Genomic DNA, 12,511 nt, shown 5'->3' with positions numbered 1-12,511 from the left:
TCTGGCAGCATGGCGGCGTCGATTGGCGCGCGGTGGCCGGCGCGGCGCGTGATCGGCTGACGGGCAAAGGCGGGCGCGGGGCGTCGACGATTTCGATGCAGGTCGCAGCGTTGATCGATCCGGCGCTGGGCCGTGCCGGACAGCGCGGGGCGCTGCAGAAACTTGCCCAGATGCGCGCCGCCCGCGCGGTGGAGGCGCGGTGGACCAAGCGCCAGATCGCCGAGGCCTGGCTCAATCTGCTGCCCCTGCGCGGTGATGTGGTGGGCATTGATGCCGCCGCGCGTCTGCTCGCCGGGCGGCCGGCGCTCACGCTGGAACCGGCTGAAAACGCCGTGCTGGTGGCGCTCGCGCGCCGGCCCTCCGCCCCGGCTGAAGCCGTGCTGGCCCGCGCGTGCCGCGCTGCGCCCGATGTGGATTGCACCGCCATCGCGCTGGCGGCCGCGCGCCTGTTGGGGCCGCGCCGGCGGGCGGAAACCGGCGAGCTTGCCCCGCATCTGGCAAACCGTCTGCTGCCGGCTGGCACGCGCGGCACGGTACGATCGAGCATCGATGCCGATGTGCAGCGGCTGGTGCAAAGCGCGCTGGATCGCCAACTGGCGGCGTTGGCGCAGCGCAATGTTCGCGATGCCGCCGCGCTGGTAGTGGACAATGATACGGGGCGCATTATCGCCTGGGTGGGCAGCGCCGGCGCGGCCAGCCGGGCGGCGGCTGTGGACGGCGTGACCGCGCCGCGCCAGGCGGGATCGACGCTGAAACCGCAGCTTTATGCCCTCGCGCTCGAACGCCGGCTGCTCACTGCTGCATCGTTGCTGGACGATTCGCCGGTCGATCTGGAAACCGCCACCGGGCTGTATGTTCCGCAAAATTACGATCGCGGCTTTCGCGGGCCGGTTTCGGTGCGCACGGCGCTTGGCAACAGCCTGAACGTGCCGGCAGTGCGGGCGCTGCTGCTCACCGGGCTCGAACCGTTCCGCCAGCGGTTGCAGGATGTGGGGTATCGCGGCATCGATCGGCCGGGGGATTATTATGGCTTTTCGCTCGCGCTGGGATCGGCGGAGGTGACGCTGCTGGAACAGGCCGCCGCGTTTCGCGCGCTGGCGTTGGGCGGGCGCGGCGGAGCGTTGACGCTCGATCCGGCGGGCCGGCCGGAGACCTTCCAGATCATTGACCGCCAAGCTGCGGCCATCGTACGCGATCTGCTGGCCGATACGGCGGCGCGCAGTGCCAGTTTCGGTGAGGAATCCGGCCTGTCACTGCCATTCCCGGCAGCGGTGAAAACCGGCACGTCGAAAGCGATGCGCGATAATTGGTGCATCGGTTTTTCGCGGCGTTTCACGGTGGCCGTGTGGGTGGGCACTTTCGAAGGCGATGCGATGATCGGCGTATCGGGCACCAGCGGCGCCGCGCCGGCATGGGCAGCGATCATGCTGGCATTATACGATGGCGCTCCGCCAGCAGGTGACGCGCTGCACAACGGCGCCCCGTCCCCCGGTTGGGTGCTGCCGCCGGGAATCGAGCGTCGCCGCGTGGCTTTCCAGCCCGCCGTCGAACCGCCGCGGGAGGAGCTGTTCCTGCCCGGCACCTGGCAGCCGCTGTTTGCGCTGGCGACCCCGGCCGAACAGGCGCCGCGCCTGGTGGCCCCCAGCGACGGCAGCAGAATCGCGCTCGATCCCGATATTCCGCCAGCGCGGCAACGGCTGGTGATCCGCAGCATCGGGCAGCGCGCTGGCCTGTTCGTGGCCGTGGATGGCCGCCGCCTGCCCGGCCTGCCGGCCCGGTGGGCGCCGGTGCCGGGCCGCCACGAGATCAGCTTGTCCGACGGACGGACAACCTATGACCGGGTGCGGGTAACGGTGCGTTGAACAGCTTCAGCCCTCACGGACACCCCCGCGCCGGCACGGCGCATCACGGACACCCCCGCGCCGGCACGGCACATCACGGACACCCCCGCGCCGGCATGGCGCATCACGGACACCAGTGGATGTCGATATCCATGTCCAGCTCAGCGAGCAAACGCCCGATCGGCAACATGCTCGATGCGCCTTGTTTCAGCGCCTGTTCCACCACCGCGCGCTTGGCCGCGCCTTGCAGAACCAGCGTGACAGTGCGCGCCGAAATCAGTGTGGGCCCGGTCAATGTCACGCGCGGCACCGGAGCATTGACGGGCATCGGATCGGGGCGCACGCCAAGGGCGCGGCGCGCCTTGGGGCCGGCGATGGCGGCATCGAAATCCGGGCCGGGAAAGATGGAGGCGGTGTGGCCATCTTCGCCCACGCCCAGCCACGCAACGTCCAGCGGCCACTCAAGATCGGCGATGCGCTCGTCCGCCGCGCGGCCAGCGGCGACCGGGTCCTTCTCGCCGGTGGTCAGCGGCACCACGCGGGCTTTCTTGGGCAGAAACAGCCGTGCCAGCATGCCAGCGTTGGAAAGCTTGTCCGTCACCGGCACCAGCCGGTCGTCGGTGGGCAGGATGGTCACATCGGCCCATTCGATCTTCATGTCGGCCAGCAGCTTCAGCGCCGGCAGCGGCGTGGCGCCGCCAGGAAAGGCGACCAGTGCCCGGCCGCGCGCTTCCAGCGCCTGGCCGATAATATAGGCGATGTCGCCGGCAACGGCCGTCGCCATCTCGTCGGCGTCGTCATATTCCCACCATTCGGCGTCGATCACGAATTTTCTCCAACAGGAACGGTGTAGTTGAGGCCGAGCCGGCCGCCGTCCGCATAGATGGTCTCGCCGGTAATGTAACTGGCGTCGTCACTCAACAGAAAGGCGGCGATGGCGGCGATTTCGTGCGGTTCGCCGGCGCGGCCCATCGGCGTGCGCGACAGTATCTGGCGGCGCGCATCCTCGCTGCCCATCACTGCCTGCCGCGCCAGATCGGTGAGGATCGTGCCCGGCCCGATGCCGACAACGCGAATATTGTGCGGCGCCAGCGCGACGGCAGTGTTGCGGGTGAGCTGGTTGAGCCCGCCCTTGGCGACATTATACGCCAACAGCGCCGGGATGGTGAGCAGCGCGTTGACGCTCGACATGTTGACGATCACGCCGCCGCCGGCCGCGATCAGGTGCGGCGCAGCCAGTTGGGTGGCGTGAAAAGCGGCGGTGAGGTTGGTGGCGATCACGCGGTCGAACTGTTCGGGCGTTTCGCTCAGGATATCGCCCTTGGGGGCAATGCCGGCGTTGTTGACCAGGCCATCGAGGCCGCCCCAGCGGTTGGCCGTGGCAGCGATGGCAGCGGCGATCTGGTCGCGGCTGGTCACGTCACACGTGATGAACGCGGCGGCTTCCCCCAGTTCGCCGGCGCGGGCGGCGCCTTCCGGCAGCACATCGGCCAGCATCACCCGCGCGCCTTCGGCGATCAGCCGGGCCGCAATGGCGAGACCAAGGCCGCGCGCGGCGCCGGTGACCATATAACGGCGATTGTGGAGGCGTTGCATGGCTCCGGCTTTAGGCTGGCTCGCACTGTTTGTCATGCTGGCGAATGCCAGCATGACGGCGTTTTCATTCCGTCAGTTCGCTCCACACATCTTTCAGCTTGTCAAAAAAGCCCTGGCTCTTGGGCGTGTTGCGGCCGCCTTCCGTGCCTTCGATGACGCGGAACTCTTCAAGCAGTTCGCGCTGGCGCGCCGTCAGCTTCACCGGGGTTTCCACTTCAACCTCGATCACCAGATCGCCGGCGCCGCCGCCGTTCAGGCTGGGCATGCCCTTGCCGCGCACGCGGAACTGCTTGCCGCCTTGCGTGCCAGCGGGGATCTTGATGCTGGTTTGCTGTTTGTCCAGACTGGGCACGTCGATTTCGCCGCCCAGCGCCGCCAGCGTGATCGACAACGGCGCCACTGCGAACAGAACGGTGCCGTCCCGCTTGAAAATCGGGTGCGTTTTCAAGTGCACGAAAATATAAAGGTCGCCTGCCGGGCCGCCGCGCGTGCCGGCTTCGCCTTCGCCGGTCACCCGGATGCGGGTGCCGTCATCCACGCCCTTGGGCACGTTGACGTTGATCGTTTTCTGTTTTTCCACGCGGCCGGCGCCGCCGCAACTGTCGCAGGGATCAGCGATGATCTGGCCTTGGCCATGACAGGCCGGGCACGTGCGTTCCACCATGAACAGGCCCTGGCGCATGCCGACGCGGCCGCCGCCGCCGCAGGTGGTGCAGGCGCGTGCGCTGGTGCCGGGCTTGGCGCCCGTGCCGCCGCACGGCACGCAGGCGGCCGCAACTTCAACGGTCAGGGTCGCCTGACGGCCGTTGAAGGCCTCCTCCAGCGTCATTTCCAGATCATAACGCAGATCGTTGCCGCGGGTCGGGCCGCCGCGGCGCTGACCCCGACCACCACCGCCGCCCATAAACTCGCCAAAAACGCTTTCGAAAATATCGGAAAAGCCGCCGAAATCCTGCGCGCCGCCGCCGCCGCCGCCACTCTGACGGAAAGCAGCATGGCCAAAACGGTCGTAGGCGGCGCGCTTCTGCCCGTCCTTCAAAACCTCGTAGGCTTCACTGATTGCCTTGAACTTCTGTTCGGCAGCTGCATCGCCGGGGTTCTTGTCAGGGTGCCATTTCATCGCCAGCCGGCGATAGGCCGCTTTCAACCCGGCCTCGTCGGCGGTGCGTTCCACCTCAAGCAGTTCGTAAAAATCGATTTCAGTCGCCATCACATACACCCCTCCCCTTCAAGGGCAGGGCCGGGGGTAGGGCTGTGCACAACAGCGCCCATCCCACGGCCCCACCCCCCGGCCCCGTCTACGGCCCCTCTCCCGAAGGAGAGGGGAGGTCATCTCGCTTACTTCTTGTTGTTTTCGTCCACATCGGTGAATTCGGCATCCACCACGTCGTCGGCGGCAGCCGAGTTGGCTTCGTCGGTGCCGGCATCGGCCTTGGCCTGCTCGGCCTGGTAAACCGCCTCGCCCAGCTTCATGGCAACCTGGCCCAGCGCCTGCACCTTGGCGTTGATGCTGTCGGCATCGCCCGAATCCAGCACTGCCTTCACGTCGGCAATGGCGGCTTCGATGCTGGTCTTCACATCCGGGCCCACCTTGTCACCATGCTCGGAAAGCTGGCGCTCGGTCGAATGAACCAGGCTATCGGCCTGGTTGCGGGCTTCGGCAGCGGCGCGGCGCTTCTTGTCTGCCTCGGCAAAAGCTTCGGCATCGCGCACCATCTTGTCGATATCGTCCTTTGAAAGGCCGCCCGACGGCTGGATGCGGATCTGCTGTTCCTTGCCGGTGCCCTTGTCCTTGGCGTTGACCGCCACAAGGCCGTTGGCATCTATATCAAACGTCACTTCCACCTGCGGCACACCGCGCGGCGCCGGCGGAATGCCAACCAGATCGAACTGGCCCAGCATCTTGTTGTCCGCCGCCATTTCGCGCTCACCCTGGAACACCCGGATGGTCACCGCCGACTGGTTGTCGTCAGCCGTGGAATACACCTGGCTTTTCTTGGTGGGGATGGTGGTGTTGCGATCGATCATGCGCGTGAACACGCCGCCCAGTGTTTCGATGCCGAGGCTCAACGGAGTTACGTCAAGCAGCAGCACGTCCTTCACGTCGCCCTGTAGGACGCCGGCCTGAATGGCGGCGCCCATGGCCACCACTTCGTCAGGGTTGACGCTGGTGTTGGGCTCCTTGCCGAACAATTCCTTCACGAACTGGCGCACGCGCGGCATGCGGGTCATGCCGCCCACCAGAATGACTTCATCCAGATCGCCAGCCTTCACGCCGGCTTCCTTGATGGCATCGAGGCACGGCTTGCGGGTGCGCTCGATCAGATCGATCACCAGCTTTTCAAGATCGGTGCGGGTGATGTTCTTCACCAGATGCTTGGGGCCATTTTGATCGGCGGTGATGAACGGCAAGTTCACTTCGGTGGCGGCCGACGACGACAGCTCGATCTTGGCCTTTTCCGCCGCTTCCTTCAGGCGCTGCAGGGCCAATTTGTCCTTGGTCAGGTCGATGCCTTCGGCCTTCTTGAAATCAGCCGCCAGGAATTCCACCATTTTGGCGTCGAAATCTTCGCCGCCCAAAAACGTGTCGCCGCTCGTGCTTTTCACTTCGAACACGCCATCACCCAGTTCGAGGATGGAGATATCGAAGGTGCCCCCGCCAAGATCATACACAGCCACGGTCTTGGCGTCGTTCTTGCGGTCCAGGCCATAGGCCAGCGCAGCGGCGGTCGGCTCGTTGATGATGCGCAGCACTTCGAGGCCGGCGATCTTGCCGGCATCCTTGGTGGCCTGACGTTGGGCATCGTTGAAATAGGCCGGCACGGTGATCACGGCCTGCGTCACGGTCTCGCCCAGATAGGCTTCGGCGGTTTCCTTCATTTTTTGCAGAATGAAGGCGGAAATCTGCGACGGGCTGTAATCCTGGCCGCCGGCGTTTACCCACGCATCGCCATTGGGGCCGCGCGCGATGGTGTAGGGCACCAGGCCGGAATCCTTGGTGGTCAACGGATCATCGAAACGGCGGCCAATCAGGCGCTTCACGGCAAAAACGGTGTTCGACGGGTTGGTAACCGCCTGGCGCTTGGCCGGCTGGCCAACAAGACGCTCGCCGTCTTTGGTGAAGGCCACCTGCGACGGCGTCGTGCGCGCGCCTTCGGCATTCTCGATCACCTTCGGCGCAGCGCCTTCCATCACGGCCACACAGCTGTTGGTGGTGCCCAGATCGATCCCGATAACCTTTGCCATCCTGGCGGTTCCTTGTTGTTGTGGGCCCGGCCCCAGCGCCCCATGCAGGCAGCGCGGCACTGGCAGTTCCCGGTTGGCAGTAGTGACCGGTGCCCCGGCCGTTATCTGTTACGTGTCAGCGTTACAGTGGCGATATAGGGAGCGTTTCCGGGGCTGCAAGACGCCGCGGTATGGATTAACTGCATCCATCATGCGCAAAATCGATTCTGCGGCCATCCGCGCGCTCACCACCGCCGAGATTGCGCTGGCCGCCAGTGTGTTTGGCGCGGCGCTGGAAACGGCGGCGGTAACGGTGCGCTGCGCCAAATATTGGGCGCTGCATCCGTGGTGGGTGACGATGGCGCCCGATGGCCATGTCTGGTGCCATCCCAACGGCCACAGCTGGGCGGCCGATTTCGCTGCCCAAACGATTGGCGGTCAGGCGCATTTCATTCACGAACTCGTGCATGTCTGGCAGGTGCAAACCGGCGGCCACCTGGCCCTGCGCCGGCTGCCGCTGGCGCGCTATGGCTACACGATCACGCCGGGCAAGCCGTTCGGGCGCTACGGAATCGAACAACAGGCCTGCATTGTCGAAGATGTGTTCCGCGCGCGGGCGAAAGGCGATGCCGAAACGCTGGCGCGGCTGGCGCCGATCGTGCCGTTCCCGGGCTGGCGCTGATCGCGCGTCAGGCAAAGCCGCGCCCGCGCTGAATGGCCAGATCGCAGGGCCGGCACAGTACCCGCACATTGCCATCAATATAGGGTTTGTCAGCGGAAAGCCGATCGAGCACGGTATCGGCCGGCGGCAGCGGCTTGGCGCACTGCGCACAATTGCCGCCCTGCGCCTTGACCATGCGGGCCTTCAACGACTGCCGAGCATTGGGCTTGCCGCGCTCGTCATAGCTCAATTCCTTGTACACCTTGCGGTTGAGGGCAAAGCGCAGTTGCTCGTCGTCTCCGGCGGCTTCGTCGATGCGGCCGCGGATATCGGCCACCAGCGCGCGCGCCGCTTCCAGTTCGGTTTCGTTCAGAGCGCGATTGGTCGTCATGGTTTGCTTACCTCGATCAGCAGTTTGCCGAAATTTCCGCCCGTATAGAGTTCTTTCACCGCGCTCACAGCGTTTTCGAGGCCGGGGCGGATATCCTGCCGGGTTTTCAGTTGGCCGCTAAGCATCCAGCCGGCCAGCGCCATGCCGCTTTCGCCAAAACGCGGGGCAAAATCGGTCACGATGAAACCGCGAATGGCGAGGCGGCGCATCAGGATCATCGTCCAGAAACCCGGCGGATCCTGCGGGGTGACGTCGTTATAGCCCGAAATCATTCCGCACAGCGCGATGCGGCCAAACAACTTCATGCGCTTCACCACTTCAACCATGATCGGCCCGCCGACCTGTTCGAAATTGATGTCGATACCGCCCGGCGCCAGCCGATCCAACGCGGCGCCGACGTCTTCATTCTTGTAATCGATGGCGGCATCGAAACCGAGCTCGTTCACCACATAATCGCACTTGGCCTTGCCGCCGGCGATGCCGATGACGTAGGCGCCCTTGATCTTGCCGATCTGGCCAACAATCTGCCCCACGCCGCCGGCCGCAGCCGACACCACCAGCGTTTCGCCGGGCTTGGGCTGGCCGATATCGAGCAAGCCAAAATAGGCAGTCGGCCCCACCAGCGCCAGCGTGCCGTAACTGGCAGCAAGCGAGATGCCCGGCAGTTCGGGCAGCGGCGACATGAAGCTGCCGTCCGAAACGATGTGATCGGCCCATTCACCCAGGCCCGCCATGATCTGGCCCACCTCAACGCCGGGCTTGCGGCTGGCCACCACTCGCCCGCAAACGCCGGCACGCATCGGGGCGCCGATCTGGACCGGGGGCATATATTGCTCCATGTCGCTCATCCAGATGCGGTTGGTCGGATCCAGCGACATGTAGATGACCGCCAGCAGGAAATGCCCATCGGACAGATCGGGCAGGGTTTCGCTCACCAGTTCCAGATCGCCATCGGCGATATCGCCCACCGGCCGCTGCGCCAGTTTCCACACCTTGCGTTGCATCATTTTTCTCCCGATTTTAGGGCGTCCAGATAGTTCAACAGCGACGCTGCGGCCTCCGGTTCCGCGAGCGTTGGGGCATGGCCGACGCCGGGCACTGTCACGGCCGTCAGGCCGGCCAAGCGGCGCTGCATGTCGGCCTGCGTGGCGGCCGACAGCACATCCGAACGTTCGGCCCGCAAGCTCAAAACCGGCACACCCGCCAGGATGTCGAAGGCAGCCCAATCGTCGGCGCCAGCATCGCCGTGCGGCAAGCGAAACGGTTCGGCGATGCGCGGATCATAATCGAAGATGATGCGGCCCTGCGGCCCCACCCGGCACAGGCGCTTGGCAAAAGCCAACCAGTCGTGCAGCCCCCAATCGGGGTGGATGGCCTCGTTGCGTGACCCCAGATCCCGGGCCGCGTGCACCCAGGTATCCCAATTGCCGCCGCGCCCGACGTTGGCGCGCAGCCGCGTCAGCCCCGCCGGCTCGATCGCGGGGCCGATATCGTTCAGCACCACCCCGGCCATGGCGCTGCGGTGCGCCGTTGTCATCCGCAGCGCCAGCAGCCCGCCCAGCGACGATCCCACAGCCACGAACCGCTCCACGCCGGCAGCCGCAAGCACCAGCGACAGGTCACGCAGATAGGTGAGCGGCACATAGGTGAGCGAATCGCGCGCCCAGCCCGATTCGCCGCGCCCGCGCAGATCGGGCGCGATGATGCGCCAATCAGCCCCCAGCGCAGCGGCCAGATGAGCAAAATCCGCGCCGTTGCGGGTAAGGCCGGCCAAGCACAGCAGTGCAGGACGGCCGGCGGGAACGCGCGGATCATGATGCTCGCGCCAGCACAGCCGCACGCTGTCGGCTGTAAAGGCAAAACCTTTTTGCCAGCCAGGCGCTGGTTCCAGCCGGGAGGCCGGAGGAGAGAGCGTGGCCGAAAGGGTCGCAGAGAGGGGGGCTGGGGCCATATTTTGACTCTGACTCAACTCTCTTGCTATAGAAAGAGACTACCTTGGGGGTAAGGAAGAACAACATCCGTGGCAACGCGCGCAAATGATTCCCGCGGGACGACAACCAACCCGGCCCGCTCCGGCAGCCGCGCTGCACCGCGCGCGGCAGACATGCGCGCCCGGCGATATGACCCGGCCGAAACCAAGGCGCGGGTGCTGGCTGCTGCCCACATGTTGTTCTCCCGCAACGGTTTTGCCGGCACCGGCACCGCCGATATCGCCCGTGAAGCCGACGTGTCGGAAGGCTCGATCTTCTATCATTTCGGATCGAAAAAGGCGTTGCTCCAGGAACTCGGCCGCCGCCACGGCGAAGCAATGATCGCCGCCATGGAAGAAGGCTATGCGCTGGAAGATCTGGAGCCCGGCATCACCGTGCCGCGCGTGCTGCGATTCGTGCGCGACAACATGGTCTGGGAAGGCGCGGACCCCGATTGCGCTGACTGCGGCCCCAAGGCGGCGCTGGCCTCCAACGCCGATGCCGAGCCCTTTTACCACGCCGCCAAGGCCGTCACCACCGACTGGATCAAGCGCCACATGCAAGCCGCACTGGCCAAGCGCGGCGTAACCGGCGTGGAAGTCGATATCGCCGCCAGCTTCACCCATCATGTCGTGGGCGATGCCATTGATCGCTGGCTATGCGCCGCCACCCCCGAAGAAGCCGACCGCGTCGAGCGTGAAACCGTGCGTTATGTGCGCGCTGCCAGCGGATACACGCTGGATTGACGCGCGGGCTGCGGCCATAAGTGCAGCATGGCCGTTTTCACCCCTGATACCAGCATCCTTGAGCTTGGCCCGGCGTTTTTCGATCCGGTCGAAGCCGCTGCCTTCCCGCAGACCATCCTGCGGTTCCGCAACGACCGCGCCGCAGCGCAGATCGGCCTTGATGGTTTGAACGACACGCAATGGGCGGCGCATTTCGGCCGTTTCACACCGCTGCCCGGCAGCCTGTCCCAGCCGCTGGCGCTGCGTTATCACGGCCACCAGTTCCGCAGCTACAATCCCGATTTGGGCGACGGCCGCGGATTTTTGTTTGCGCAGGTCCGCGATGATCGCGGCCGATTGATGGACCTTGGCACCAAGGGCAGCGGCACCACGCCGTGGAGCCGCGCCGGCGATGGCCGCCTCACGCTGAAAGGCGCGGTGCGCGAAATCCTCGCCACCGAAATGCTGGAGGCGCTGGGGGTAAACACCAGCCGCACCTTCAGCGTGATTGAAACCGGCGAGAAACTGATTCGTGGTGACGAGCCGTCGCCCACCCGCGCCGCCGTGCTGGTGCGATTGAACCACAGCCACGTGCGCTATGGCAGTTTCCAGCGCCTCGCCTTCCACCAGAACCGCGAAGGCATGGCGAAACTGGTGGATTACTGCCTTGCCCACCTCGCCCCCGGCGCCAGCGGTTCCACTCCGGCAGCCGCACTGATCGATCATGCCGTCCAGGGTGCAGCCCGCATGGCGGCGCAATTCATGGCCGCCGGCTTTGTCCACGGCGTGCTCAATACCGACAACATCAACATCACCGGCGAAAGCTTCGATTACGGCCCCTGGCGCTTTGCACCGGCCTGGGATGCCGGCTTCACCGCCGCCTATTTCGATCATTCCGGCCTGTATGCCTTTGGCCGCCAGGCCGAAGCGCTGCAATGGAACCTGTTCCAACTGGGCAGCGCGCTGCGACTGATCGCCGAAACCGACGAACTGAAAGGCCCGCTCGAAACCTATCCGCAGCGTTATCGCATCGCCTTGTCCGATGCGGTGCTGGGCCGGCTTGGCGTCAAGCGTTTGAGTGCAAATGACGACGAGGCGCTGGTCGAAGCTGCCCAGAAGGCGCTGGTGGGGACGCAGATGGACCCGGATCGTTTCTTTTTCGATTGGCGCGGCGGCGTGCGGCGCGGGGCGTCGCTGGCCGATCATCATTATGCCGACGATGCGTTCAGCGATTTCTTGCGGCTGATCCCGGATTTTGCCGCCGGCCCGCCCGTCCACCCTTATTGGGCCGACGATGCGCCCTGCACCATGCTTATCGGCGAAGTGGAAGCACTCTGGGCGTCAATCGCCGAACGCGACGACTGGGCCCCGCTCCACTCCAAAGTCGCCGCCATCCGCCGCATGGGCGAGGCGCACGCCTAACGCGCCAGCATCGGTCCCAATGCCCGCCCGCCAAACACGTGCACATGCAGGTGCGGCACTTCTTGATGGGCATCGGTCCCCGCATTGGCGAGCAAGCGATAGCCCGGTTCTTCCAGCCCCAACAGCTTCGCCACTTCCCCCACTGCCCGCACGAGACCGGCAATCTCCGCGTCCAGCGCATTGGCGGAAAAATCCGCCCAACTGCGATACGGCCCCTTGGGGATCACCAGCACATGGGTGGGCGCCTGCGGGTTAATGTCGTGAAAGGCCAGCGCATGCGGCGTTTCGTAGACGCGCTTGCACGGGATCTCGCCGCGCAGGATGCGGGCGAAGATATTGTTGTCGTCATACGCGCCAAGGGCGTCCACAGGCATCTCAAAGGCTCCCACGCAATCTCCGCCTGTTCGTATCACCGCTGCCGCAACCGGCAAGACCTGCCCGCAAGGATTAACCCCATGGCCGCCGACTCATCCGACGAAGATTATGTCTATGACGAGGTCAGCGGCGAATGGCTGCCGGCTGCCGAAATGCGGGCCCGCGCCCCCGCTGCCGATCCTGATGTGGTGGAAGTCCGCGATGCCGTCGGCAATCTGCTCGCTGATGGCGATCAGGTGACATTGATCAAGGATCTCGACGTCAAGGGCGCCGGCCAGACCCTGCGGCGCGGCACACTGATCAAG

13 protein-coding genes are annotated in these 12,511 nt (G+C 65.4%); 5 read left to right on the top strand and 8 right to left on the bottom strand.

All coding sequences use genetic code 11. The annotated features are described in order from the left end of the window. A partial coding sequence (locus ACESL8_RS09550) for a transglycosylase domain-containing protein (RefSeq protein ID WP_372918198.1) occupies positions 1–1,862 on the top strand: 1,862 nt, incomplete at its 5' end. A gap of 103 nt (positions 1,863–1,965) precedes the next feature. Here ACESL8_RS09550 and pgl read toward each other — a convergent pair. From pgl to dnaK, 4 genes are all read right to left on the bottom strand, one after another. Then, complete coding sequence (pgl, locus tag ACESL8_RS09545; RefSeq protein ID WP_372918196.1) at positions 1,966–2,667, bottom strand: 6-phosphogluconolactonase; 702 nt, start codon at positions 2,665–2,667, stop codon at positions 1,966–1,968. Continuing rightward, positions 2,664–3,437, bottom strand: a complete 774-nt coding sequence (locus ACESL8_RS09540; RefSeq protein WP_372918194.1) for an SDR family NAD(P)-dependent oxidoreductase — start codon at positions 3,435–3,437, stop codon at positions 2,664–2,666. Before ACESL8_RS09540 ends, pgl begins: the two co-directional genes overlap by 4 nt. Positions 3,438–3,501: 64 nt before the next feature. After that, positions 3,502–4,647: a molecular chaperone DnaJ gene (gene dnaJ / locus ACESL8_RS09535; protein ID WP_372918192.1), complete on the bottom strand. Its 1,146-nt coding sequence runs from the start codon at positions 4,645–4,647 to the stop codon at positions 3,502–3,504. 128 nt (positions 4,648–4,775) lie between these two features. After that, positions 4,776–6,683 carry a molecular chaperone DnaK gene (dnaK, locus tag ACESL8_RS09530; RefSeq protein ID WP_372918190.1) on the bottom strand — a complete coding sequence of 636 codons (1,908 nt, stop codon included), beginning with the start codon at positions 6,681–6,683 and terminating at the stop codon, positions 4,776–4,778. A gap of 190 nt (positions 6,684–6,873) precedes the next feature. Here dnaK and ACESL8_RS09525 point away from each other — a divergent pair, with 190 nt between their 5' ends. Then, complete coding sequence (locus ACESL8_RS09525; RefSeq protein WP_372918188.1) at positions 6,874–7,344, top strand: vgr related protein; 471 nt, start codon at positions 6,874–6,876, stop codon at positions 7,342–7,344. Between the two features lie 7 nt (positions 7,345–7,351). Here ACESL8_RS09525 and ACESL8_RS09520 read toward each other — a convergent pair whose 3' ends face one another. Genes ACESL8_RS09520 through ACESL8_RS09510 form a run of 3 tightly spaced genes read right to left on the bottom strand, consistent with a single transcriptional unit; the run spans position 7,352 to position 9,665 of the window. Beyond that, positions 7,352–7,714: a hypothetical protein gene (locus ACESL8_RS09520; protein WP_372918186.1), complete on the bottom strand. Its 363-nt coding sequence runs from the start codon at positions 7,712–7,714 to the stop codon at positions 7,352–7,354. Further along, complete coding sequence (locus ACESL8_RS09515; RefSeq protein ID WP_372918184.1) at positions 7,711–8,721, bottom strand: NADP-dependent oxidoreductase; 1,011 nt, start codon at positions 8,719–8,721, stop codon at positions 7,711–7,713. Before ACESL8_RS09515 ends, ACESL8_RS09520 begins: the two co-directional genes overlap by 4 nt. Further along, on the bottom strand, positions 8,718–9,665 hold the full coding sequence (locus tag ACESL8_RS09510) for an alpha/beta fold hydrolase (protein WP_372918182.1): 948 nt from the start codon (positions 9,663–9,665) through the stop codon (positions 8,718–8,720). The genes ACESL8_RS09515 and ACESL8_RS09510 overlap by 4 nt, the downstream gene beginning before the upstream one ends. 69 nt (positions 9,666–9,734) lie before the next feature. On the opposite strand from ACESL8_RS09510, the gene ACESL8_RS09505 reads away from it, so the two are divergent. Further along, a complete protein-coding gene (locus ACESL8_RS09505) occupies positions 9,735–10,430 on the top strand; it encodes a TetR/AcrR family transcriptional regulator (protein WP_372918180.1) in 696 nt (231 codons plus the stop codon). A gap of 27 nt (positions 10,431–10,457) precedes the next feature. After that, on the top strand, positions 10,458–11,831 hold the full coding sequence (locus ACESL8_RS09500) for a protein adenylyltransferase SelO family protein (RefSeq protein WP_372918178.1): 1,374 nt from the start codon (positions 10,458–10,460) through the stop codon (positions 11,829–11,831). On the opposite strand, the gene ACESL8_RS09495 is transcribed toward ACESL8_RS09500, so the two are convergent. Continuing rightward, positions 11,828–12,205 carry a histidine triad nucleotide-binding protein gene (locus ACESL8_RS09495; RefSeq protein WP_372918176.1) on the bottom strand — a complete coding sequence of 126 codons (378 nt, stop codon included), beginning with the start codon at positions 12,203–12,205 and terminating at the stop codon, positions 11,828–11,830. The two genes, ACESL8_RS09500 and ACESL8_RS09495, sit on opposite strands and share 4 nt — an antisense overlap. An 81-nt stretch (positions 12,206–12,286) precedes the next feature. Here ACESL8_RS09495 and ACESL8_RS09490 point away from each other — a divergent pair. Further along, a partial coding sequence (locus tag ACESL8_RS09490) for a PhnA domain-containing protein (protein ID WP_372918174.1) occupies positions 12,287–12,511 on the top strand: 225 nt, incomplete at its 3' end.

Source organism: Sandarakinorhabdus sp. (assembly GCF_041689835.1).
Taxonomy (GTDB): domain Bacteria; phylum Pseudomonadota; class Alphaproteobacteria; order Sphingomonadales; family Sphingomonadaceae; genus Sandarakinorhabdus.
This window is presented reverse-complemented; position numbering and strand designations above follow the sequence as displayed.